The organism is Streptomyces sp. NPDC024687 (genome assembly GCF_055559055.1).
The window spans coordinates 435,608-458,992 of the sequence record NZ_JBVHLJ010000004.1 but is presented as its reverse complement, the minus strand read 5'-3'; the positions used below and the strand labels follow the sequence as shown (position 1 = coordinate 458,992).

16 protein-coding genes and 1 pseudogene are annotated in these 23,385 nt (G+C 71.8%); 6 read left to right on the top strand and 11 right to left on the bottom strand.

Features of this window, described 5'->3' with window-relative positions; all coding sequences use genetic code 11:
• Position 1 precedes the first annotated feature (1 nt).
• The 7 genes from ACZ39I_RS18755 to ACZ39I_RS18725 all read right to left on the bottom strand — a co-directional run bounded on the left by ACZ39I_RS18755 (position 2) and on the right by ACZ39I_RS18725 (position 12,144).
• Complete coding sequence (locus ACZ39I_RS18755; protein ID WP_467245461.1) at positions 2–2,443, bottom strand: ATP-binding SpoIIE family protein phosphatase; 2,442 nt, start codon at positions 2,441–2,443, stop codon at positions 2–4.
• Between the two features lie 77 nt (positions 2,444–2,520).
• The gene (locus tag ACZ39I_RS18750) at positions 2,521–5,721 is read right to left on the bottom strand and encodes an amidohydrolase family protein (RefSeq protein ID WP_467245460.1); all 3,201 of its coding nucleotides are present in this window, start codon (positions 5,719–5,721) and stop codon (positions 2,521–2,523) included.
• A gap of 122 nt (positions 5,722–5,843) precedes the next feature.
• On the bottom strand, positions 5,844–6,443 hold the full coding sequence (locus tag ACZ39I_RS18745; RefSeq protein WP_467245459.1) for a hypothetical protein: 600 nt from the start codon (positions 6,441–6,443) through the stop codon (positions 5,844–5,846).
• Positions 6,444–6,604: 161 nt separating this feature from the next.
• The gene (locus tag ACZ39I_RS18740) at positions 6,605–7,933 is read right to left on the bottom strand and encodes an enolase C-terminal domain-like protein (protein WP_467245458.1); all 1,329 of its coding nucleotides are present in this window, start codon (positions 7,931–7,933) and stop codon (positions 6,605–6,607) included.
• Positions 7,934–7,972: 39 nt separating this feature from the next.
• Positions 7,973–9,310: a gluconate:H+ symporter gene (locus ACZ39I_RS18735; RefSeq protein ID WP_467245457.1), complete on the bottom strand. Its 1,338-nt coding sequence runs from the start codon at positions 9,308–9,310 to the stop codon at positions 7,973–7,975.
• 1,613 nt (positions 9,311–10,923) lie between these two features.
• Positions 10,924–11,370: a PLDc N-terminal domain-containing protein gene (locus ACZ39I_RS18730; protein WP_352386460.1), complete on the bottom strand. Its 447-nt coding sequence runs from the start codon at positions 11,368–11,370 to the stop codon at positions 10,924–10,926.
• Positions 11,371–11,487: 117 nt separating this feature from the next.
• The gene (locus ACZ39I_RS18725; RefSeq protein WP_467245456.1) at positions 11,488–12,144 is read right to left on the bottom strand and encodes an HdeD family acid-resistance protein; all 657 of its coding nucleotides are present in this window, start codon (positions 12,142–12,144) and stop codon (positions 11,488–11,490) included.
• A 249-nt stretch (positions 12,145–12,393) separates the two neighbouring features.
• Here ACZ39I_RS18725 and ACZ39I_RS18720 point away from each other — a divergent pair.
• A pseudogene (locus ACZ39I_RS18720) lies at positions 12,394–12,694 on the top strand (DUF2252 family protein); the annotation flags it as partial.
• Positions 12,695–12,774: 80 nt separating this feature from the next.
• Here ACZ39I_RS18720 and ACZ39I_RS18715 read toward each other — a convergent pair.
• Both ACZ39I_RS18715 and ACZ39I_RS18710 read right to left on the bottom strand, forming a co-directional pair.
• Positions 12,775–13,296, bottom strand: coding sequence for a hypothetical protein (locus ACZ39I_RS18715; protein WP_467245455.1), 522 nt, complete (start codon positions 13,294–13,296; stop codon positions 12,775–12,777).
• Between the two features lie 107 nt (positions 13,297–13,403).
• Positions 13,404–16,076: a helix-turn-helix transcriptional regulator gene (locus tag ACZ39I_RS18710; protein WP_467245454.1), complete on the bottom strand. Its 2,673-nt coding sequence runs from the start codon at positions 16,074–16,076 to the stop codon at positions 13,404–13,406.
• A gap of 160 nt (positions 16,077–16,236) precedes the next feature.
• Between ACZ39I_RS18710 and ACZ39I_RS18705 the strand changes: the two genes are divergently transcribed.
• Both ACZ39I_RS18705 and ACZ39I_RS18700 read left to right on the top strand, forming a co-directional pair.
• Entirely contained in the window at positions 16,237–16,872 is a 636-nt protein-coding gene (locus ACZ39I_RS18705) for a hypothetical protein (protein WP_467245453.1), read from the top strand.
• Entirely contained in the window at positions 16,869–17,324 is a 456-nt protein-coding gene (locus ACZ39I_RS18700; RefSeq protein WP_467245452.1) for an RDD family protein, read from the top strand. Before ACZ39I_RS18705 ends, ACZ39I_RS18700 begins: the two co-directional genes overlap by 4 nt.
• Positions 17,325–17,483: 159 nt before the next feature.
• Here ACZ39I_RS18700 and ACZ39I_RS18695 read toward each other — a convergent pair whose 3' ends face one another.
• Positions 17,484–18,887, bottom strand: a complete 1,404-nt coding sequence (locus tag ACZ39I_RS18695) for an MFS transporter (RefSeq protein WP_467245451.1) — start codon at positions 18,885–18,887, stop codon at positions 17,484–17,486.
• A gap of 157 nt (positions 18,888–19,044) precedes the next feature.
• On the opposite strand from ACZ39I_RS18695, the gene ACZ39I_RS18690 reads away from it, so the two are divergent.
• From ACZ39I_RS18690 to ACZ39I_RS18680, 3 genes are all read left to right on the top strand, one after another.
• The gene (locus ACZ39I_RS18690; protein ID WP_403666126.1) at positions 19,045–19,467 is read left to right on the top strand and encodes a DUF7144 family membrane protein; all 423 of its coding nucleotides are present in this window, start codon (positions 19,045–19,047) and stop codon (positions 19,465–19,467) included.
• A gap of 49 nt (positions 19,468–19,516) precedes the next feature.
• Positions 19,517–21,292 (top strand): SulP family inorganic anion transporter, encoded by a 1,776-nt coding sequence (locus tag ACZ39I_RS18685; protein WP_467245450.1) that lies wholly within the window; start codon positions 19,517–19,519, stop codon positions 21,290–21,292.
• 389 nt (positions 21,293–21,681) lie between these two features.
• Positions 21,682–22,176 (top strand): DUF1269 domain-containing protein, encoded by a 495-nt coding sequence (locus ACZ39I_RS18680; protein WP_467245449.1) that lies wholly within the window; start codon positions 21,682–21,684, stop codon positions 22,174–22,176.
• Between the two features lie 33 nt (positions 22,177–22,209).
• Here the strand turns inward: ACZ39I_RS18680 and ACZ39I_RS18675 are convergent, their stop codons facing one another.
• Positions 22,210–23,370, bottom strand: coding sequence for a diacylglycerol/lipid kinase family protein (locus ACZ39I_RS18675; RefSeq protein ID WP_467245448.1), 1,161 nt, complete (start codon positions 23,368–23,370; stop codon positions 22,210–22,212).
• Between the last annotated feature and the right edge of the window lie 15 nt (positions 23,371–23,385).

Below are 23,385 nucleotides of genomic sequence, written 5' to 3'. Positions count from 1 at the left end.
GTCAGCCGGCCGGGAGGGACTGTTCGGCCCAGATGGTCTTGCCCGCGGGGGTCTGGCGGGTGCCCCAGCCCTGGGTGAGCTGGGCGACCATGTGCAGCCCGCGACCGCCCTCGTCGTAGGTGCGGGCGCGGCGCAGATGCGGGGCGGTGTTGCTGGCGTCGGAGACCTCGCAGATCAGGGTCCGGTCGCGGATGAGCCGGAGGCCGATCGGTACGGCGCCGTAGCGGATGGCGTTGGTGACCAGCTCGCTCACCACCAGCTCGGTGACGAACGCCGCCTCCTCCAGGCCCCACGCCCTGAGCTGGCGGGTGACCTGGGCGCGGGCGTCGGCCACGACCGACGGGTCGGAGGGCAGCGACCAGGCGGCGACCTGGTCGGCGTGCAGGGCACGGGTGCGGGCCAGGAGCAGCGCCACGTCGTCGGAGGGGCTCGCGGGCAGCAGGGCCTTCAGGATGGTGTCGCAGGTGGCCTCCAGCGAGGTGGCGGGGCCGGACAGCGCTGCACAGAGTTTTTGGAGACCCAGGCCCACGTCGCGGTTGCGCGTCTCGACCAGGCCGTCGGTGCAGAACGCCAGCAGACTGCCCTCGGGCAGCTCGATCTCGGTGCACTCGAAGGGCAGCCCGCCGACGCCGAGCAGCGGGCCGGGGGTCAGCTCGACCACGCGGGCCGTCCCGTCGGGGAGCAGCACGACGGGCGGGACGTGACCGGCGCTGGCGACGGTGCACACCCGGGACACCGGGTCGTAGACGGCGTAGAGACAGGTCGCGCCGATCTCGCCGCTGACGAGGTACGGCTCGTCCGGGGCGATGTCCTCCTTGTCCGTGGCGAGATGCGTGACCAGGTCGTCGAGGTGGGTGAGGAGTTCGTCCGGGGGCAGGTCGACGTCGGCGAGGGTGCGGACGGCGGTGCGCAGCCGGCCCATGGTGGCGGAGGCGTGGATGCCGTGGCCGACCACGTCCCCGACGACCAGGGCGACCCGGGTCCCGGACAGCGGCACCACGTCGAACCAGTCGCCGCCGACGCCCGCGCCGGTCCCGGCGGGCAGATAGCGGTACGCCACCTCGACGGCCGCCTGCCTGGGCAGGTCCCGGGGCAGGAGGCTGCGCTGGAGGGTGAGGGCGTTGGTGCGTTCGCGGGTGTAGCGACGGGCGTTGTCGACGCCGACCGCCGCCCGGCCGGCGAGCTCCTCGGCGAGGAGCAGGTCGTCCGGTTCGAAGGGCGGGGAGCCTTTCGCCCGGGTGAAGACCGCCACTCCGAGGGTGATGCCGCGGGCGCGCAGCGGGGTGGCCATGACGGAGTGGAAGCCGAACTCCGCCACCCTGGCGGTGCGCGTCTCGTGCCCGGCGATCCAGGCCTCGACGTCGGGGTCGTCCACGCCGCTGAGCACCGGTTTCCCGTCGGCCAGGCAGCGGGCGGGCGGTGAGAACGGCGGGTAGGTGTCCATGTCGCCCAGGTCGATGGCGGCCTCGGGCACATCCTCCCCCTCGGCGGTGGACTGATGGGCGGCCCTGCGCAGCACCACGGCCGCGTCGACCGGTCCCGGTACGGGTTCGTCGCCGCGCAGCACGGAGTCGAGGAGGTCCACGCTGACGAAGTCGGCGAGGCGGGGCACGGCGAGGTCGGCGAGCTCCTGGGCGGTGCGGGTCACGTTCAGGGTGGTGCCGATGCGGGCGCCGGCCTCCTGCAACAGTGCCAGCCGCTGCCGGGCCGCGTGCTGGTCGGTGCTGTCGAAGGCGGCGGTGCCGACCCCGACGATCTCACCGGTGCCGGGGTCGCGGAGGGGCCACAGCTCGATGACCCAGGCGCGGTGGTGGGTGGCGGTGAGGAGGGGGGTGGCGGGTGTGGCCCCGGGTGCGCAGGACGGCTCCGGGGCCAGACACTCGTAGCGCAGCGGGACGCCCTCCTCGGCGACCCGGCGCACAGTCCGCAGGAAGCCGTCGTCGGCGAGGGCGGGTGCCTGCCGCTCCCCGTCCGTCTCGGGAGCGCCCTCGCCTCCGCCCTGGGCGGCCGCGTTCCGCTGCCATGCGCCGGACGCCGTGGCGTGGGTCGAGAGCGCGATCGTGGCCTGGTCGAAGGCCCACTGCACCAGGGGCGCCCCGGAGTGCGGGAAGAGGGCCACGACGAAGCACCGGGCCCTGCCGTCGGCGTCCAGCGAGGGCTGGGCGTGCAGGGTCGTCTCGACGCGGTGGCCGTCCCGATGCCGTAGTGCGGCCGTGCCCCGCCATTCCTGGGACCCGGTGAGGGAGAGCCCGGTCGCCTCGGGAGCCGCCGCACCGTGGAGCAGATCGGTCGCGGCGCGCCCTACGACCTCGGGGGCATGGTGTCCCAGCAGTCGTCGAGCGCCCTCGCTCCACCCTGTGATCACGCCGTCCAGGCTGAGGGTGACCGTCGCAACATCGGATGACCACCCGCTGTGACCGTTGCCTTGATCAAAAGTGGCCATTCTTGCTCAATTCGCGCGGTGAGGTGCCTCACAGACCCAGGGTGCGCGCCGCACCGGAATCGGACAAGTCAGATCCTTCACAGCTCGGTCCCCGGATCGCAGCACCCCTCACGCCGCATCTGCCGGCTCACCTCGAGCCATTCCCGGTCGGAGGACGCGTCGGAGCGCCGCAGGGGGCCGAAGGCATCCACGAGGTCCGCCTGCTCGAAGGGCACACCCCCGCGCAGTACCGCCACCGTGCAGATGAGAGTGTCGAAGTCGGTGAAGGGATCACCGTCCACGACGGTGAGATCGGCGAGCTTGCCCTCCTCCAGGGTGCCCAGCTCGGCGTCCGCGCCGAAGACCCGGGCGGGCAGCAGGGTGGCGGTGCGCAGGGTCTCGGCCGGCGAGAGGCCGCCGCGGTGCAGCGCCCGCAGGGCGAGGTGCAGATGCAGTCCGACCGGCACGAGGGGCTGGTCGGTGCCGAGCGCGACGAGACCGCCGTCGGCGAGGATCCGCCGATAGATGGCCAATTCCCGGTCGAGCGTCGCGAGTTGGGCGGATGTGGGTGGCAGTCCGGCCTGTTGGCGGACCAGCGCGGTGTCCCACGGCGGCATCAGCCTGGTGACACGGCGGTCCTCGGCCAGCGCGGGGTCCGCGCCCAGCAGGGCGAGCGCCGTGAACGGGGTGGCGATCAGGTGGAAGCCCGCCTCGGTGTAGATCTCCTGTACGTCCTGGTAGGCGCGGCCGGTGGCGGTGGTCGCGTGCCCGAACTCCAGCCGCTGCGTGGCCTGCAGATGGGTCGTCAGGTCCTGCCCGAGCTGCACGCCGGGCGTACAGAGGTGGCTGCCGCTGCGCACCCCGAGCCTCTCGTGCGCGAAGTCCGCGGCCTCCTTCATCACCCAGCCCGGGGCGCGGACGTACGTCTTCACGAAGTCCCAGTCCAGCGCCGCCGCACGCGCCAGTGAGCGGCGCAGCCCTTCGGGAGTGCGGTGGGCCCGGCCCATGCTGTAGGCGACGCGGGCTCCGTCGAGCAGTTCGCCGGTGGTCAGCAGCCGCGGCCCGGCGAGCGCGCCCGCGGCGACCGCCTCGCGGATGCGGGCCTGCTCGTAGGCGAAGCCGCCCAGGGAGACGGCGGTCGTGATGCCGTAGGCGAGTTGGAGCGCGGTCTGCCGTCCGCCGTAGGTGCTCTGCCAGGGGTGGGTGTGCGCGTCCCACAGTCCCGGGAGCACGGTGCGCCCGCTCGCGTCGACCCGTCGTGCGGCCGACCGTCCGGCACGGTGCGGGGAGACCTCCGCGATACGGCCGTCACGGATCAGGAGGTCGATGTCCTCACGGACGTCCTCCCCGGTGCCGTCCCAGAAGCGGCCGGCGTGCACGAGGGTGTCGGCGGGGCGGGGGCGCCGGTAGCTCAACGGCACCTTGACGGTACGGGCCTTGCCGCTGCGGACGTCGATGAGGCGCGGGGTGCCTGCGGAGAGGTAGAGCAGGGTGCGGGCGTCGGCGGACCAGGAGGGGTGGTCGGCGGGCTCGGTGGTGAGGCGGCGCGGCTTCCCGTCGGGGGTGCCGTCCGCGCGGACCGGGAGCAGCCACAGGGCGGACTCGGTGACGACGGCCATCCAGTGGCCGTCCGGCGACCAGACCGGGCCCGAGTCGTAGCGGTCGGAGAGGGAGGTGTGCGGGGCGAAGGCGTGCAGGGTGGCGCTGCCCGTGGTGGTGTCGACGACCCTGATGAGGTTGTAGCCCTCGCGGAAGCGCTGGTTGAGCCGGTTGCGATCGCACAGGGCGACATACCGGCCGTCCGGGGACCAGCTGGGACGGCCGGGCAGCCCGCCCGCGCCGAGCGGGGCGACGAGGGTGCGTTCGGCGCCGTCCGGCAGGTCGCGCACGATCAGGTTGCCGGACATGTCCAGGCAGGCCAGCCGGGTCCCGTCGGGCGAGAGCGCGGGGAAGACCCGGCCGCCGTCGGCGAGCACGGTCTCCTCGCCGGAGTCGAGGTCGCGGCGCCGTACGGCGAACAGCCCGTCGCGGTCGTCGCAGTACAGCAGGGCGGTGCCGTCGGGTGTCCAGATCGGCCCCGACACATAGCGGGTGGGCGGGACATGGAGGATCTTCCGGGGTGAGCGGCCGCCCGATGTCCCGGCGGTCCACAGGGAGTTGAGTGCGGCGAAGGCGATGCTGCGGCCGTCGGGCGAGAGCGCGGGCAGGTGCAGGGCGCGCACCCGCCGGATGCCGGTGCCCTCGAAGTCGTAGGCCTTGCCCCGGTAGCGGGGCCGTTCGACGGGCATCTGAGCCGTGAACGGGATCTCCTCCGCCGCCGCGGGCGCCCCGGGGTCGAGGAGGCGGAAGTGGCCGTCCACCGCGAGCAGGAGTCGTTCGCCGTCGGTCCAGCGGGGCGGGGCGGGCAGGACGTCACCGTCGACGGCGACCGGCGTGCCGTCCACGACGAGGGTGCACGAGGCGCTGGGGGCGGGCGTGGTGCGCAGATACGCGAGAGTGCCGCCGGATGAGACGGCGGGGGTCATGAGCTGGGCGCCGGAGTCGTCGGTGTGCTCCACGGTGGCCGGTCCCGAGCCGTCGGCGGCGACCGAGGCGACGGTGTCGGCGCGCAGGGCGCCCGAGGCGGTGACGGCCGCGCGGACGAACAGCACGCGCTCGCCGTCCGGCGACCAGGTGGGGTCGAAGTCCTCCCAGGCACCGCCCTGCGCCGGGCCGTGCTGTCCGGGGTGCCCGGTGAGCCGGGTCAGCGCTCCGGAGCGCACGTCGACGACCCAGATGCGGTACGGGCTGCCGGTGACGGTGTCGCCGCCGCGCTCGGAGGCGAACGCGATCCGGGTGCCGTCCGGCGACCAGGCGGGACCGCGGTCGTCCCAGGGCCCGTCGGTGAGCTGTCGTACGTCGCCGCCGTCGGACCTCAGCGTCCAGAGGTGGAAGCCGCCGCCGCGGTAGGCGCACACGACGAGCCGGCTGCCGTCGGGCGAGAACTGCGGGCGGGTGGGTTCCAGGCCGGGCGGGGTGAGCGCGCGGGCGGTGCCGCCGGTGCGCGGAAGGGACCAGAGCACGTTCTGCACCTCGGCGACGAGCCGGTCACCGGCCGGGGAGAGCGTCGCGGAGCCGCCGGTGACGGCGGTCAGGGTGAGGGTTGCCGTGGCCGTGGCCGTGTGGGAGGGGCCCGCCGAGGCGGGTGGGGCGGCGGCCGCGACGGCGGTGGCGGTGGCCGTCACACCGGCGGCCTGGAGGAATCTGCGCCGGGTGAGCGGGCCGGGCCGGGAAGTGTCGTGGGTGCCGTGGGCGTCCAAGGGAGCCTCCAGTGGGCGCGGGTGAGGTGCCGGACGACAGGGCCCTTCCCCGCGGGGAGCGGTCCTGCGCACCAGCACGGTGTCCGGGGACGTTTTTCGCCCCCGGACACCAACCGCTCAGCTCACAGACCGTCACGCACCATCGCGGCGACGATCCGCACGTGGCGGTCGGCCGCCGTACCGGAGAACTCGTTCTCGTAGTTCAGGCCGTAGGGCCAGAAGTGCCCGCCGCCGGTCGACAACTTGGCCGAGGAACCGTGGAACTGCCGGACCAGAGCGGTCGCCTGGGCACCGGTCCAGGTGCCGCTGCCGCCCAGGGAGGACCAGCCCGCGCTCGTGCCCACGCCGATGGTGTGGGCGATCTCGTGCAGCGCGGTCCGCTCGGTCATGTAACTGCGGTTGCCGCCGAAGCGGATGGTCCCGTTGATGTTGCCGTCCGCGGTGGGCACGCTCGTGTCGTAGCGGACGGTGAGGGACTTCCCCAGGTCGCTGAGGTTGTTGTAGCGGGCCACCGCGGCGTTCATCGCCGAGGTGATGAGGGTGTACGCCGCCTGCTGGTCCGCGGTGGGGTTGCTCGCCCGCTCCAAGGTCCAGGTGATGGTGGCCGCCGCGACCTGCTCGTGGGGTGCGGTCGCGGCGGGCGGGGCGGCCTGGGCGATGCCGGGGCCGGCCAGGAGCAGGGCGGCGAGCGCTGCTGCCACTGCGGTCTTTCGTGGGTTCATGTGGGGGTCCTCTTGTGGGGGGTGGATCCCGTGGGGGGGATCCCGTGGGGGGGATCCCGTGGGGGGAAAGTCGAGGCATGAACAGTTGGAAAGCGCTTTCCAAGTGGCACGGATGTTAATGATTTGACTTGCTCACGTCAACGAGTTCGACCAGAGGGAACTCAGCGCACCAAGCACGGCCGCTTCGCGTCGAACGTCCAGCCCTTGATCAGGTACTGCATCCCGGCGGCATCGTCGCGACCCGCCGAGGCCACTTCCTCGTACAACTCCTCGGCGGCCCGGAGCCGGTCGCGGTCCAGCCGGACGCCGAGGCCGGGGGTGTCCGGGACGGCGACCTCGCCGCCGCTGATCCGCGGTGGTTCGACGGTGAGTCGCTCCATGCCCTCCTGCCAGATCCAGTGGGTGTCGAGGGCGTTGTAGTCGCCCGGGGCGGCGGCACCGCAGTGCGACATCATCGCGAGCGAGATGTCGAAGTGGTTGTTGGAGTGGCAGCCCCAGGTCAGCCCCATGGCGTTGCACAGCTGGGCGACCCGGACCGAGCCCTGCATGGTCCAGAAGTGCGGGTCGGCGAGCGGGATGGACACGGACTGCAGGGCCAGGGCGTGGGTCAGCTGCCGCCAGTCCGTGGCGATCATGTTGGTGGCGGTGGGCAGCCCGGTGGCCCGGCGGAACTCGGCGAGGATCTCCCGGCCGGAGTAACCGCCTTCCGCACCGCAGGGATCCTCGGCGTAGGCGAGCGTGCCGACGAGCGGACGGCACAGCTCGACCGCCTCCCGCAGGGACCACGCGCCGTTCGGATCGAGGGTGATCCGGGCGTCGGGGAACCGCTCCTTGAGGGCGCGTACGGCCTTCACCTCCTCGCTGCCGGGCAGGACACCGCCCTTGAGCTTGAAGTCGCGGAAGCCGTAGTGGTCGTAGGCCGCTTCCGCCTGGCGGACGATCGCGTCGGGGGTCAGCGCCTCCTCGCGCCGGACGCGGTACCACTCGACGTCCGCGTCGGGCTCACGGACGTAGCCGAGGTCGGTGCGGTCCGGGTCGCCGACGTAGAAGAGATAGCCCAGCACCCTTACCGCGTCGCGTTGTTGACCGTCACCGAGCAGGGCAGCGACCGGGACGTCGAGGTGCTGTCCGAGCAGGTCCACAAGCGCCGACTCGACGGCGGTGACCGCGTGTACGGTCGTACGGAGGTCGAAGGTCTGGGCGCCGCGGCCGCCCGAGTCGCGGTCGGCGAAGGTGTCGTGGATGGTGCGCAGGACGCGCTTGTAGTCGCCGACGCGAGCACCGACGACCAGGGGCTCGGCGTCGCGGAGAGTCCGGGTGATGGCGTCGCCGCCCGGCACCTCGCCGAGGCCGGTGCGGCCCTCGGAGTCCTCGAGAACGACGACGTTCCGGGTGAAGTAGGGGGCATGGGCGCCGGAGAGGTTCAGGAGCATGGAGTCCCGGCCGGCGACGGGGTGGACGGAGAACTTCGTGACGACGGGTTGGCTCATGGCGGGGCAGTGTCCTTCTGACGGGTGATGAGGGAGAGGTCAGACGTTCAGGGCGTCCAGCACCTGTTCCAGGACCAGTACACCGCCGAGGCCCAGGAGTGCGAGGACCGTCGTGTACGTGGTGCGCGCCTTGATCGCGTCGATGACGGACAGGTTGAAGTACTCCTTGAACATCCAAAATCCCGGGTCGTTGACGTGCGAGAAGGCGATCGAGCCGCAGGAGACGGCGAGCACCATGACCTCGGCGTGGACCCCGCCGCCCGCGAGCAGCGGCAGTGCGACGCCGGAGGCGGTGACGACGGCGACGGTCGCGGAGCCGAGGGCCACGCGCAGGATGGCGGCGATCAGCCAGGCCAGGATGATCGGGGAGATGGACCAGCCGTCGGTCGCGTCCTTGATGTAGTCGGAGATCCCGCCCTCGACCAGGACGTTCTTGAAGGCACCGCCCGCTCCGATGACCAGCAGGATCATCGCCATGGCCTGGGCCGCCTCCCGGCACGACGTGCTGACCTCCGCGAGGCTGCGCCCCATGCGCGGTCCGAAGACCCAGACGGCGACGAGCAGCGTGAGCAGCAGGGCGATGGGCGCGGAGCCGATGAAGGCGACGAAGTGCAGTCCGGCGCTGTCCCCCGAGGTGGCCAGGTCGGTCACCGCGGCACCGGCGATCAGTACGACGGGCAGCAGGGCCACCGCCAGCGACCAGCCCATGCCGGGCATCTCCTCGTCCTCGAAGACCCTTTCGCTGACCAGGCCCTTGGGGATCTCGGGGTTCATCCGCCGGACGAACGGCAGGCGCGGCCACAGCAGCGCGATGAACGCGCCGACCGGGACCGCGATGAACAGGCCGTAGAACAGGGTCAGTCCGACGGAGGCGTGGAAGGTGGCCGCCACGGCTGTGGGGCCCGGGTGTGGCGGCAGGAAGCTGTGCATGGTGGACAGGGCGATCGACATCGGCAGCCCGACCCAGAGCAGGTTGACCCGGGTGACCCGGACGAGGGTGAAGGCGACCGGCACGATGATGACGAAGGCGACCTCGTAGAACATGGTCACGCCGATGAGCATCGCGGACAGCACCATGGCGACCTGCACCCAGCGCGGGCCGCACACGTCGAGCAGTCGGCCGGCGATCCGTTGGGCGGCGCCGGAGTCCCCCATCACCCGGCCGACCATGGCGCCGAGCCCGATGGTGAGCATCGTGTCGCCGATCTGGCCCCCGATGCCATCCGACAGGACGTCCGGTATCTCCTCCAGCGCTATCCCCTGGACCAGGGCGACACCTACGGCGACCAGGAGGAGGGCGGCGAAGCCGTTCAGTCTCAGCTTCGTCATCAGAAAGAGCAGGACGAGGACGCTGATCCCGACCACGACGAGCGGCATGTGTCAGTTCTCCCTTGAACCGGCAGAGCGGTGAGGAGAGTTCGGCGGAGCGCCCCGGTGAGTCACCCCACTGAACTCGGTCCTCATACAAAGACATCGTCTACATATGAGGACGGAGGCTAGATGTAGGGATCATCGAAGGTCAATGGGTGGGCACAGGTCACCTTGCGATCGACCAACGCCGGAGCGCGTCGGCGTCCCCGCGGTGAGGTCGGCGGCCCGTGTCGCCGCGGTGCTCGATCTGCTCGCGGGGCGGAGCGAACTCAGGGGGGCGCCGGGGGGTTCCGCGGAGCGCGCGTGCGTCTTTTGCCGACCGTTGTGGAGCGCGGCTGAGTCAGCCGGTGTTGGCGAGCCGTTGGGGGCGTTCACGGGCTCGGTCGACCGGGAGGAGCGGACATCTGGCACGGTCAGAACGTGGGTTGGCGGGTACCCTCGCATGCCGGGGCGCCCGGGGGGGGCGGCATTGCTCGCGGAGTGCGCCGATGCCGAACTCCCCGGCCCGGACGAGCCGTTGGAGGCATTCGCAGGCTCGGTTGACCGGGAGGAGCGGGCATCTGCGCGCACGGTCAGCCGCGTGGGCCGGCAGGTGCTCGCGCATCCCTGGGCATCCGGGGAGGCACTGCTCGCGGAGCGCAACGATGTCGCTTCCCGTCGGCGGAGAGCCGTTGGGGACGTACCCGCACTCGGCCGACCGACAGGAGCGGCCATCTGACACGGGCAGAACGTGGGTTGGCGACTGCCCTCGCACGCCGGGGCGCCCGGGGAGGCACGCACCGATGCCGAACTCCCCGGCCCGGACGAGCCGTTGGAGGCATTCACAGGCTCGACCGACCGGGAGGAGCAGGCATCTCCGCAGGAACAGCCGCGTGCGCCGGCGGGTGCCCCGCATGCCAGGACTCCCGGGGAGGCACTGTTCGCGGAGCGCACCGATGCCGAACTTCCCGCCGCTGACGCACCGTTGGGGGCGTTCACGAGCTCGGTCGACATGAAGGAGAGGGTCGTGGGGATCGCCGGATTCGGACTCGCCTACGACACGCCCGCCGTCGACGCGTCCAGCTGCGGTGTGGCGGGAGGTTCGTTCGACGCTCGGATCGGCGGGGCTGCTCCACGAGGCAGGGGCGAGGGCGGGGCGCGCGGTCTCTTCGGCTGCGGCCCCGCGCGGGCGGAGTCGCGTTTCGCTGCGGACCGGCGTCAGCGAGGTCGTCGACCTCGGGCCTCCCCGGACAGCGTCCCGGCCGTCTGCCCCACTCCCCCGAGCCCACCAGGCTCGACGCAGAGGTGATGATGCACGGAGACGACGACGGCCTGCGCGTCCCGCCGCGGCTCGCACAGACCCAGGTCGCCGTGCTCGCGACGGCTGCGCGAGGCCCTCGGTCTGCTCCACCCCCGCGTGAGCGTCACCTCATCGACGCCGATGTGCTGTTGCAACCCACCCGTCCCGTCGACGACGACAGTCCGCGGCGTGCTGGGGCTGTGCCGTCACGACCGCAGGACTCGGCGGTCCGGGCCGGCGATGGGTCATCGACGGAGACGCGGTTGCCTACGTGCCGCTCCCCCGGACCGCAGTGTGTCCACGGCCGCCTTCTCGGCCGTGGACACCGCTCACTGCTGGCCTACGCCGGGACGTTCGGTGTGCGCCCGCCGCTCAGTACCAGTTCCTTCGCCCTGCGGAACTCGTCCTCGGTGATGTCACCACGAGAACGGATCTCGGACAGCCGGGCGAGTTCGTCGACGCTGCTGGACCGGCTGTCGGCACTGCCCGCCGTCTGCCGGATGTAGCTGTCGAAGGACTCCTGCTGAGCCCGCGCCTGCGCGACCTCCCGGCTGCCCATGTGCTTGCCGCGTGCGATCACGTACACGAAGACGCCCAGGAACGGCAGGATGATCACGAACACGAGCCAGCCGGCCTTCGCCCAGCCGCTCATGGCATCGTCCCGGAAGATGTCGACCACGATGCGGAAGAGCAGGACGAACCACATGATCCACAGGAAGAACAGCAGCATGCTCCAGAAGACGCTCAGGAGCGGGTAATCGTACGCGAGGTACGTCTGGGCGCTCATGTCTCTCCCCTTCTCTACCGGGCGACCGCCCGGTAGGAGTTGTCTCCTGTCACAGCGTGCGCATGGCGAGAACGGCCCTGCCTCACCCGAGGCGGGTGAGCGCGCTCGCCGAGTGGTTCACGGCGCGGGACCGACCGTCTTCACGCCGGGTGACCTGTGGGCGGCGGCTCGCAGTGCGAGAGCGAGAAGGAGCTCGACGACGCCCAGCAGGACGAGCCACAGTCCCAGCAGCCGGGTCAGCGCACGAGCCGATTCGGCGGGCAGGGCCAGCACCACGATCCCGGCGACGACGGCGAGCGCCGCGGCCCCGAGGACCAGGCCGCGGTGCGGCATATCCTCGGCGACCAGCGCGGTGTAGGCCGTCAGCACGCCGGAGAGCAGCCAGACGACGCCGACGATCAGGGACAGCGCCGTGATCGTCTGGAGCGGATTTCGCAGGCACAGCACTCCGGCCAGCAGGTACAGCACGGCGAGGATGAGCCGCGCGACCCGTTCACCGGGTCCCCCCGCAACGAAGGCCGTGACGAAACGGAACGCCGCGACCGTCAGCAGGTAGAGACCGACCAGGACCGCCAGGACGTGCAGGGTCTCGTCCGGCCACACCAGCACCAGGATGCCCGGCACCAGGGTGGTGAGCGCCGCCCCCAGGATCCAGGTCCATGAACCGCCGACTCCGGCGAGCAGCTCCCCCGGGGCCTGACCGGTGGCGGGGGCCGGCCCGTCGGACATCCGCTCCGGCCCGAACGGCCGTGCGGGGTCATGCGGTGCGGTCATGACGCCTCCTCGCGTGATCACGCTTCCTCGCGTGATCGCTTCACCGCGTCACCGTCCCCCGTGGCCGCAGGCCGCCGCGTCACCCATGACGGGTGATCCATACGCACGGCGACGGGGATGAAGTGGGGCCGGACGTCACGGACGGACCCGGAGGTCGGACCATGACCGTATTCAGCGAGTTCACGGCCTGCCTGTCGGCCACCGAGAAAGGGGCCCACGACCGCCACGCCCCTACGCACACGCCACGCTCGCTCCACGGGGCCTTCGAGGCCTGTCGTCGCGGGACAGCATCTGATCCAGACGACCAGTGACATCTTCCTGGGCTGGACGCACGTCGTGGGTCTCGACGGCAGGCGCCGGGACTCCTACGTACGTCAACTGCGGGACTGGAAGGGGATCGCACAGCCCGAGAGCATGCACCCCCGCCTGCTCTCGTTCTTCGGGCGGTTGTGCGGGGCCTCCCTGGCTCCGCCTACCCGGCTCCGCCTACCCGGGCGGCGGCGACCGCTTCGACCGTGCGCTCACGGAGTTCGCCCAGTCCCACGCCGAGCCGCCGCCCGGTCCGGCAGGATCCCCGCCCTACGGCTCTGACGCCACCGTCGGTGAACCGTCCGGGGTCGGCGCGCCGGGTCAGTGCGTCAGAAGGATCTTGAACAGGACGATCAGCAGACCCAGCAGCAGATTGACGAAGGCGGTGACCGCCATCAGACGCCGGCCGGCGCCCGCGCGATGTGCCGCGAGGGTCGACCAGCCGACCTGTCCCGCGACGGCGACGACGAGCGCGAGCCAGAGACCGCCTTGTACGCCGATGCCGAGCAACGGGCTCACGGCCACGGCGACGGCGGGCGGCACGGCGGCCTTGACGATCGGCCATTCGTCCCGGCACACCTGCATCACGACCCGGCGGTCGAGGGCTTGCCGGGCCAGCCGTGCCCCGAACAGCTGGGCGTGCACATGGGCGATCCAGAACACCAGCCCGGTGAGCAGAAGCAGCAACACCAGTTCCAGGCGTGGAAACTCGCCGAGTGTGCCCGCGCCGATCACCACGGAGGCGGCCAGCATGGACCCGTAGACACCGCCGGTGTAGTCGGCGTGCCGAGGATCCCGGACGCCGCCCTCGGGTCGCCCCGTATCGATCTCGCTCCTGGGCATGCTCACCACCCTTCGCGCGGTGTCCGCTCCGTGCCGACCGGCCCATCGCAGCCGATGGGAAGCGCCGTCCGCCTCACCCCCCGCGGGCGAGCCGGACGGCGCGCGGTTCACAGCAGCCCGAGCTCTCGCGCCCGGCGCACCGCGTCGTTGCGCCGGTTCACCGCCAGCTTTCGGTAGACGCTCTTGAGATGGGTCTTCACCGTGTTCACGGAGACGAACAGCTCGGCGGCGATCTCCTCGGTCGACATCATCAGGGCCAGACGCTGCAGCACGTCGCTCTCCCGCCCGCTCAGCTCCTCCACCACCAAGGGCGGGGACGGGTCCAGGAACTGAGGATGGCTGCCCGGACGCGGTGGTGGCCCGGCTGTCAGCCAGCCTGCCGCCAGGCCCTGGCAGGGCTCCGCGGTCAGCAGGTGACGCATCCAGGGGCCGGCCTCGAGGAAGGGCCGCCGCAGCCGCTCGTGCCGGGCTGCGGTGAGTGCCTGGACGACGAGCCCGCGGGCGGTGACGCGGTCTCCGCCGTCCTCCGCCGCCTGCGCCCGCACCAACAGGGCTCCGACGGTCACCGCGGGGCCGCTGGGGCCTTTGGCGCGCAGCCCGTCGAGCGTGTCGATGGCCGCACGGGCATTCCCCGTGGCGAGCTGAGCCCGAGCGGCTTGCACGGCACAGACCTGCTGGTCCTCGGGGGCGTCCAGCAGCACCTTCGCGGCCGTGTCCGGCCGTCCCTCGGCCAGATGCACGGCTGCGGTGGCGAGGGCCGACTGCCCGCGTGCCCAGGGCGAGACCTCGACGGCGGGCACGAGGTGGTCCAACGCCGCGGCGGCCGCGGCCGGTTCGCCCTTGGCGAGCAGCAGACGCGCGGTGGCCACCGACCGGCCGGCCATCGTCACCGGATCCCGCAGCGCCCCGCCCGAGTGTGCCGCCTGGTCCAGATATGCCTGCGACTCGGTCAGTTCGTTGCGGTCGGCGGCCACGGCGGCCAGGACCAACTGCTCGATACCGGAACCGGACGGTGTGGCCAGGCCGTACCGCGCCGTCTCGGTCATCGCCGCCAGGGCCTTCCGCTCCGCCCGGCCGAGCCAGCCGTTCAAGTAGTCGATCAGCGCCAGATGCCCCAGGGACTCCTCCCGCAGCGGCGCCGTCAAGGCTCCGCCGGCGGAGCCGGCCACGGCACGCAGCGCGGCGCGCGCCTCCTCGAACCGTCCGGCCCACAGCCGTGTGGAGCCCAGGTGAGTGAGCAGGAGAGCGGTGAGTTCGGGATGCTTGTCCAGAAGGTGGGCGGGCACCTCCTGCCGCAGTTCCTCCGCGGCCTCCGCCGCCTTCTCCGCCTCGCACGGCGAACCGGTCAGCCGGGCCGCCAGGGTTTCCAGCAGGGCACAGCTGAGTCGGCCCGTCGCGGGCTCGGACTCTTCCGCGGCCAGCCCCGCCTCGGCATGGTGCAGGTGGGCCAGGCCGTGGTCGATGTCGGACCGGGACAGGTCCCGGGCCGCGCGGACCAGGTCCGTCGTGGGGCTCGACGACTCGGGACCCATCCGGGAGAACAGTTCGGTGATGTCGTCGGCGCCCCGTCCGGTGAAGAGCCGGCCGATCGCGAGATCCTCCACGAAGGCGCGCGTGGTGAAATCCCAGTCGCCCGCGGCGGCTCCGTGCACCAGGGTCTCGGTGAGTGATCCGGAACTGCGCAGCCAGCGTGCGGCCCGCCGGTGCAGCTCCGGCTCCAGGTCGGGAGAGCGCAACCGCAGACGGGCCCGCAGGATTTCGCCCAGCAGCGGATGAAGACGGTGCCATCCGTGCCCGAGATCCTCGACGAACGCGTTCTCGCGCCGCAGCCCGTCCAGAAGGGGTGCGGCGTCGGTGCGGCCGGTCAGGGCGTTCGCCAGGTCGGGGCGGAACCGGTCCAGGACGCTGACGCGCATCAGGAGGTCCTGGGTCTCGGCCGGCTGCCGGCCGAGCACCTCGGCCAGCAGGAAGTCGGCGACCGTGCTCCGGTCCGCCTCGAAGTCCTGCAGATAGGCCTCCGGATCCCCGCTCTCCTGGGCGGCCAGGGCGCAGAGCCTCAGTCCGGCGGCCCAGCCACGGGTGCGGTCCACGACAGCACGCACGGCAGGCGGGGGCAGGCTCAGGTCGTGGAGATCGAGCAGCTCGGCGGCTTCCTCGGGGGTGAAGGCCAGTTCGCCGTCACGGATCTCGGTGATCTCGCCGGCCATCCGGTAGCGGTGCAGTGGCAGCAGTGGTTCGGTGCGGGTGACGAGGACCAGGCGGAGTCCGGAACCCGCGTGGTGCAGAACGAACTGGAGCTGTTCCTGGGTCTGCGGGGCGGTCACCCGGTCGTACTCGTCGAGCACGACGATCGCGGGAAGGGGACGACGGCTGAGATCGGCGGCCAGTCGGGCCAGCAGCTGGTCCTCGATCCGGTTCGCTTCCACCGGGGAGCCGACCTCGCCGGCCACCGGCAGGCCCGAGGCACGCAGGGCTTCGAGCAGGTACGCCCAGAACATCCCGGGGCCCTGCCCGCCCGCGTTCGCGTCGAGCCAGGCGACGGGCCGGTCCAGGCTCTCTGCCCAGTCGGCGACCAGCAGGGTCTTGCCCGCGCCGGCCGCGCCGTTGACCATCGTCAAGGGGGTGTGGAGGGCCTGGTCGAGGTGCCTGACCAGGCGCTCGCGCCGCAGGAAGGTGGGGGGTCTGGCCGGCACGGCGAACCGCATGCGCAGATAGGGGTCTCCCAGGGGATCGAGACAGGGAGCGGTCGCTTCCCGGGCCTTGTCGTCCCTCGTACTCATGGCGCTCACTCCCAGTGTTCTTGGGTGGCGCTCCGCCTCAGCAGCTCTCAGCATTACCGTACATATGCTTTCTTCACAGGGCCTCCCGGGACGGGATCGGCTCGTCCCCTCACCCGTGGCGGATGATGTCCTCGCGGCGCCGTGCTGGTGCGATGGCGGGGTGACCGGAAACAACGGCCTGGGGCTTGCCAGGGCGGTGGCGCGGCTGCCGCTTCGCGTGCTGGGTGTCCTCGCCGGGGGTACGGATGTCCTGACGCGGAGGCTGGTGACCGCCGTCGTGGACCGGATCGACCTGGACGACGTGGTCTCCCGGGTGGACGTGAACAAGGTGGCCGACCGAGTGGACATCGCGCGGGTAGCGGACCGGGTGGACGTGAATCGGATCGCGGCCCGGATCGACGTGGACGACATCGCCGGCCGGATGGACGTCGACCGGATCGCGGCCCGGATCGACCTCGACGGCATCGCCGGGCGGATGGACGTGAACCGGATCGCCGACCGGATCGACGTGGACCGGGTCGCCCGGCGGCTGGACGTCGACGCGGTCGCCGGGCGTATCGACGTCGACGCCGTGATCGCCCGCGTCGATCTGGTCCCGTTGACCTTGGGGGTGCTGACGCAGATCGATCTGGGACGGATCGTCAAGGACACCGGCGGCGGAATGGCCCAGGAGACGATCGACGCCGTCCGTGTCCGCGGTCTTCGGGCCGACCGGCTGGTGAACCGGGTGACGGACCGGCTGCTGCGCAGGACGGGGCTGCCCGAGGTGCCGACCGAGATGCCGACGCCGCCGTGACGTCTGCCGGGCGGGCGCGGCCACGGGGGCTCCTGGGGTACCCGGCCGGACTGGTCTCCCGTGCGGTCGCGGCCGGTGTCGACGCGGTCGTGGTGGCCGGACTGGGACTCGTCGCCCAGCTGTGCGTCGGGGCCGCCAGGCTGCTGGTCACCGGACCGCCGTTCCGGTACCCAGACCCGCCGGACTGGCTCACCGCGACGGGCGGCACGCTGATCGCCGTCCTGTATCTCACCGGCAGTTGGGTGTCGTCCGGGCGTACGGTCGGAGACCGGTTGATGGGCCTGCGCGTGACCGCCCGTACGGGACGGGAACTCGGCGTCCCGCGCGCCTTGTCGCGAGCGCTGCTGTGCCTGGTGTTCCCACTGGGACTGCTGTGGGTCCCGGTCAGCGCAACCCGTTCGTCGGTGCAGGATCTCCTCGTCTCCAGCGCCGTCCGCCACGACTGGCGCTGAGCGCGCGCCCGCCGCCTCACCCGCGCGGGGTGGTGCGGTCACTTCCCGCCCACCGCAGCCTGATCCCGGCGCCCCCGACGAAGGGGTGATCCCTGGCGCTCGATGAGGAACTCGACCGGGCGCAACGGTAGCCGGGCCTCGCGAAAGCGGGGCGTACGGTCACCGAGGGGGCCCGGTCCGCGGCAGCTTCGCCGCCGCGACCAGCCCCCCGCACCCGATCACGACCAGCACGATCAGCGCCGCCGCGTACGCCCCGAAGGCGGGGTCGGCGACGAGGATGGTGCCGGCGATCGCGGTGCCGAAGGACGATCCCAGGTTGGACACGCTGCGCGACAGGCCCGAGATCTCGCCCTGCTGCTGTTCTCCGAAGCTGGACTGCACCACGTTCACCGACGGGGTCAGCATGACGCCCAGTCCCAGCCCGATCAGCAGCAGCCCGGGCACGAACGCCCAGGCGCTCGTCCAGGCGTTCACCAGGACGATGAGCAGCCCGATCCCGCAGATCGTGCCGGCGAAGCCCGTCATGATGAGCGTCCGCTGCGACCACTTTTTCGCGAGGCGCTCGGCGCCGAGCGACGCCGCGAGGAGGCCGGCCGTGGCCGCCGTGAAGACCACGCCGGTCCGGATCGCGTCGTACCCGCGGACGACCTGGAGGTAGGCCGCCGCGACGAACGACACCCCCATGAGCATCAGCCACTGGGCGTTCTGGGTGATGAGGCCGAGATTGGAGGTGCGGTCGCGGAACAGGCTCGTCGACAGCAGCGGCTCCGCGCCGGAGCGTTCCCTGGCGCGTATCCACCGGTAGAACCAGGTGAGCACGAGCGCGCCGAGGACGAGCAGACCGGCTGCCAGCCAGCCGTTGTCGTCGGTGGCCAGGATGCCCATGACGACGAGGACGAGCCCGACGGCCGACAGGACGGCACCACCGGTGTCGAAGTCCCGCGTCGGATCGGGCGGCAGCGGATCCGTGATCCGCCGGCTCAGCAGGATGATCACCACGATGACCAGGGCCTGGAAGACGAAGGCGGCCCGCCAGCTGAGTGCCGAGGTGATGAGCCCGCCGATCAGCGGTCCGGCGGCGGCTCCTATGCCGGCGAATGCCATGACCGTTCCGAACGCGCGGGCCCGGGCCACCACGTCCGTGAACAGGAGTGTGGTCAGGATGTAGACGGGCGGGATGAGCAGGGCCGTACCGACGCCCTCCAGCAGGGAGTTGCCGAGGATGAGGACACCGAGGTTGGGCGCGGCCGCGCTGAGGAGGGCTCCGACGCCGTAGACGGCGAGACCGATCAGGAGGCACCGCTTGCGGCCGAGGCGGTCGGTCAGCTTGCCGCCGGGGATCATCAGGGCCGCCATGACCAGCAGGAAGAGCGTGATCGCGAGTTGTACGCCCTGCACGGTGGTGTCGAGGTCCTCGCTGATGTCGTTGATCATCACGTTCATGTTGGAGCCGGCGAAGCTGCACACGAACTGGGCGAGCGCGAGCGGCGCCAGCACGGCGCGCGCGGTGGCCGGTGACCGGCCCGCCGTACCGCCTCCGGTGGGGGTGTGCTGTACCGGCATGTCTTGCCTCCGGCTGCTGGGTTCGCCTCATCGTCGCCAGTCGGCGACCCACCGGTCGTCACCCCCCGGGGGTGAGGACAGGGGCGGCCCACCTGGAGCGACACTCGTGGGCGTAGCGCTGCAACCAGTGCCGGAACCGAAGACGGAGGTATCTTCCATGGCCACTACGACCGCTTCGCACCACCGTTCGGCAACCACCGTTTCCGCCGCCGGCGGCTTGACGGTCTTCGCCGCCGTGATGCTGTTCCTGACCGGCGTCCTCGGCATCTTCCGGGGGATCATGGCGATCGCCGAGGACGAGGTCTTCCTGAACACCCGCAACTACGTCTTCAAGTTCGACCTGACGAGCTGGGGCTGGATCCACCTCGCCCTCGGGGTGATCGCGGTGGCGGTGAGCCTGGGCCTGTTCTCGGGTGCCACCTGGGCCAGGGTGTGCGGGGTGGGCATCGGCGGGCTGGTGATCATCGCCAACTTCCTGTCCCTGCCGTACTACCCGTTCTGGTCGCTCACGCTGATCACCATCAGCGGGTTCATCATCTGGGCGCTGTGCGTGGTGAGGCCGGACGACCTCCACGACTAGCGGTCCGGCTGCGGTCCGGTGGTCCACGACCCGGGGGGAGGTGGTGAGCGTGCGCGACTTCGTGCCAGGGCTGCGGACGTTCTCGGCCTACCGGCGGGAGTGGCTCCTCAAGGACGCCGTCGCCGGGGTCGTGCTCACCACACTGCTGGTGCCGCAGGGAATGGCGTACGCGGAGCTGGCGGGGCTGCCGCCGATCACCGGTCTGTACACCTCCGTGCTGTGCCTGCTGGCCTACGCGGTGTTCGGCCCGTCGCGGTTCCTGGTGCTCGGTCCCGACTCCTCGCTCGGGCCGATGATCGCCGCGACGGTCCTGCCCCTGATCGCCGCCGGCGGGGACCCGGGGCGGGCGGTCGCGCTCGCCTCGGTGCTCTCCCTCATGGTCGGTGCGATCACGCTCCTGGCCGGTGTCGCCAAGCTCGGCTTCATCGCCGACCTGATCTCCAAGCCGACCATGATCGGTTACATGAACGGGCTGGCCCTGACCATCCTGATCGGCCAGTTGCCGAAGCTGTTCGGCTTCAGCACGGACGCCGACGGGCTGGTGCACGAGCTGGACGTGTTCGTGCGAGGCGTGGCCGACGGCGACACCGTGCCCGCCGCGCTGGCGGTCGGTGGCACCGGCATCGTGCTGATCCTGCTGCTGCAACGCGTGCTCCCGAAGGTGCCGGCGGTGCTCGTCATGGTCGTGGCGGCCATCGGGGCGACGGTGTTCTTCGGTCTGGGCGAGCGCGGGGTCGACCTGGTCGGCACCCTGCCCGAGGGGCTGCCGCCGCTCACGATCCCCCACGTCGGCCTGGACGACCTGGGGCCCCTGTGCGTCGGCGCCCTGGGCATTGCCCTGGTGTCCCTGGCCGACGGCATCTCCAACGCGACGGCGTTCGCGGCCCGCACCGGGCAGGAGGTCCGCGGCAACCAGGAGATGATCGCGATCGGTACGGCGAACGCGGCGGCCGGTCTCTTCCAGGGCTTCCCGGTCAGTACCAGCGGATCACGTACGGCCGTGGCCGAACGTGCGGGTGCCAGAACGCAGTTGACCGGTGTGGTCGGGGCGGGGCTGATCGTCCTCATGCTCGTGCTGGTCCCCGGTCTGTTCCGCAATCTGCCGCAGCCCGCGCTCGCGGCGGTCGTCATCACGGCGTCCCTGTCGCTGGCCGACCTCCCGGGCGCGGCCCGGCTGTGGCGGCAGCGCAAGGCGGAGTTCCTGCTGTCGACGGCGGCCTTCCTCGGGGTGGCGCTCCTCGGTGTGCTGCCCGGGATAGCGGTCGCGGTGGGCCTGTCCATCCTCAATGTCTTCCGGCGGGCCTGGTGGCCCTACAGCACGGTCCTGGGGCGGGTCTCGGGTCTGGAGGGCTACCACGACATGCGTTCCCACCCGGGCGCCCAACACCTGCCCGGCCTGGTGATGCACCGCTTCGACGGCCCCTTGTTCTTCGCCAACGCCAAGGCCTTCCGCAACGGTGTCGTCCGGCTGACCCGCTGCACGCCGCCGCCCCGATGGGTGCTGCTCGCCGCCGAGCCCGTGACCGACGTGGACACCACCGCTTCCGACGTGCTGGAGGATCTCGACGAGGCGCTCGACGAACGCGGCATCAGCCTGGTCTTCGCCGAGCTGAAGGATCCGGTGCGGCGCAAGATCGAGCGCTACGGGCTGACCCGCACCATCGACGCGGACCGCTTCTATCCCACCGTCGAGGCCGCCGTCGCCGCGTTCCGGGAGCAGACGGGCGCCGAGTGGGCACCGGCCCCGCCGTCGCCCGAGGAGCTGACCGATAAGGACCCGAACACGGGCGAGCCGACACCCGGCAGGTCGCGGGCCGCGTGGTAGCTCCTCGCCCCAGCGGCCAGGGAGGCGAGCGGGCGGGGTCGTGCGGTCCCTGCAGCCCCCAGGGGCCCGGCTGCCTCCTCACGCGCTTCCCTCCGTGCCGGGGGCTGCTCCGGCGCCCGTCTCCGCCGGCGGTCCTGTCGCGGCTTCACCCTCCGCGGGCGAGGCGGTCCGGTCTGCCATGTGGGTGACTGTGGCCTCGTACGACGCCAGTGGCACCGCCACCACGAGCGACGGCCTGTGCCGTCGTCCCCTCGTGGGCCATCGGCGCCGCACCTCCGTGTCCACGGTCGCGGGTCATCCACGGCGGTTTCCTCACCTGTCGCGGGTGACGCGAGGGCGGGCGCACTGCTGCTGGATGTGGAGGGATGGTTCCGCCGAAGGGAGTGGTCGTGAACAGCATCGGACCGGTCCAGCTGTTGACCGTCGAGTTCGGCCCCGACGCGAAGTTCGAGGGCCGTATCGTCGAGGAGCTGGACATTCTGGAGGCGAACGGGCAGATCTGCGTCCTGGACATGCTCTTCGTGGGGAAGGGGCCCGGCGGTGCTCTGTTCGCCCTGGGCTACCAGGCCGAGGGCATGGGCGACACCGTGGCCGCGCTGCTCGGGCTTCCCAGCGAACGCATCCAGTCCGCCGTGGCCACCTACCCGTCGCTTGCCGAGGGCAACGCCTTCGGACTCACGCCCGACGAGATCAGGCAGACGGCCGAGGCCCTGGACCCCGAGAGCTCGGCGGGGTTCATCCTGCTCGAACACGTCTGGGCGAAGTACCTGAGGAGGGCGATCCGCGACGCGGGTGGCGTGCCGGTGGCCGAGGGGTTCCTCACCGAGGAGGCGCTGCGACCGGTGACCGCGGAACTCGTCGCCTCGGCACGACGGGCGGACTGACCCCCTCGCCGGGTGATCCGGCAGCCGGTGCGGTCAGGGCCGTCGGTGATGCCCGCCGGCGGACCGGGCCAGTCCGAGCCCGGCGACCCGGCGCCAGTCGAGCGGCGGCCGGACCCGGCGCAGGCCCGGCCGCTGCCGGGGCACGATCACCCGCAGCGCCCGGGGCCGCAGCTCGCAGCGCACCGGCACGGGCAGCCGTACCGCCTCTCCGTCGATGCCGACCGGGATCCACGCCTGGTCGGCATCGACGACGACGTCCCGGGCCGCGGCCCGCGTCAGTTCGGTGGACTTCCGTGTCCGCAGCAGCCCTACGACCCTGACCGCACCGGTCACATGGACACCGACCACGCCCAGCTCGCCGCCGTCCAGTCGTCCCCGGCGGCCGAGACCGGCGAAGTCGCCGGTGGCGTAGGGATTGTTGCTCACCAGCAGGGCCTGCGGATCGGTGATGGTGAGCTCGCCGACCCGGGCGCTGAGGTGTGCGCCCTGATGACCCGTGAGGAGGTCGGGGAGCAGTCCCAGGGTGGTGCGGGTCTTGTCGTCACGGTAGGAGGGGCTCTGGACCACCTCCGCGTAGGCACCGAGCGACACGTTGTTGACGAAGGGGCGGCCGCCCGCGCGACCGAGGTCGACGTGGAGTTCCACACCGTCGTGCAGGGCGTCCAGCGCCTTGGCGGGGTCCTCGCGGTCCAGGCCGAGGTCGAGGGCGAAGTGGTTGCGGGTGCCGGCCGGGATCACCAGGAAGGGCACGCCGAGCGTGGCGGCGACATCGGCGACCAGCGCCTGGGTCCCGTCCCCGCCGGCGACGCCGAGCAGGTCGGCGCCCTCCGCGACGGCCGTGCGGGCCAGCGCGGCCACATCGGTGTCGCCGCCACGCTCCAGGATCAGCACCTGTGCTCCGAGCGCCTCGGCCCGCTCCTGAAGGGCGAACCGGCCTACTTTCCCGCCGCCCGAACGCGGATTCATGATCAGCACCGGGTGACGGATTCCCGGCGCGGGGAGTTCGGGCATCGGGGCGGGCACGTCGTCCCGCGCAAGGGCGGCCCGCCCCGCTCCGACCGCGACCAGCCACAGTGCTCCCGAAAGAGCGACGACCCAGGCCAGATGGGCCCTGGTGAACATCACCAGCACCCAAGCGGGCGCGGTCAGGGCCAACAGGACGGCCAGCGTCCGCAACAGCCCCCGCCTGGTCAAGGCCCACCAGATGGC

Bases quoted from the DNA above. Each gene is read 5' to 3' on its own strand.
- ACZ39I_RS18735 (WP_467245457.1), bottom strand. From the start codon at position 9,310: ATGCCGCTCGTCGTGGTCGGGATCAGCGTCCTCGTCCTGCTCTTTCTG.
- ACZ39I_RS18690 (WP_403666126.1), top strand. From the start codon at position 19,045: ATGGCCACTACGACCGCTTCGCACCACCGTTCGGCAACCACCGTTTCC.
- ACZ39I_RS18740 (WP_467245458.1), bottom strand. From the start codon at position 7,933: ATGAGCCAACCCGTCGTCACGAAGTTCTCCGTCCACCCCGTCGCCGGC.
- ACZ39I_RS18725 (WP_467245456.1), bottom strand. From the start codon at position 12,144: ATGACCGCACCGCATGACCCCGCACGGCCGTTCGGGCCGGAGCGGATG.
- ACZ39I_RS18730 (WP_352386460.1), bottom strand. From the start codon at position 11,370: ATGAGCGCCCAGACGTACCTCGCGTACGATTACCCGCTCCTGAGCGTC.
- ACZ39I_RS18695 (WP_467245451.1), bottom strand. From the start codon at position 18,887: ATGCCGGTACAGCACACCCCCACCGGAGGCGGTACGGCGGGCCGGTCA.
- ACZ39I_RS18755 (WP_467245461.1), bottom strand. From the start codon at position 2,443: ATGGCCACTTTTGATCAAGGCAACGGTCACAGCGGGTGGTCATCCGAT.
- ACZ39I_RS18715 (WP_467245455.1), bottom strand. From the start codon at position 13,296: ATGCCCAGGAGCGAGATCGATACGGGGCGACCCGAGGGCGGCGTCCGG.
- ACZ39I_RS18710 (WP_467245454.1), bottom strand. From the start codon at position 16,076: ATGAGTACGAGGGACGACAAGGCCCGGGAAGCGACCGCTCCCTGTCTC.
- ACZ39I_RS18745 (WP_467245459.1), bottom strand. From the start codon at position 6,443: ATGAACCCACGAAAGACCGCAGTGGCAGCAGCGCTCGCCGCCCTGCTC.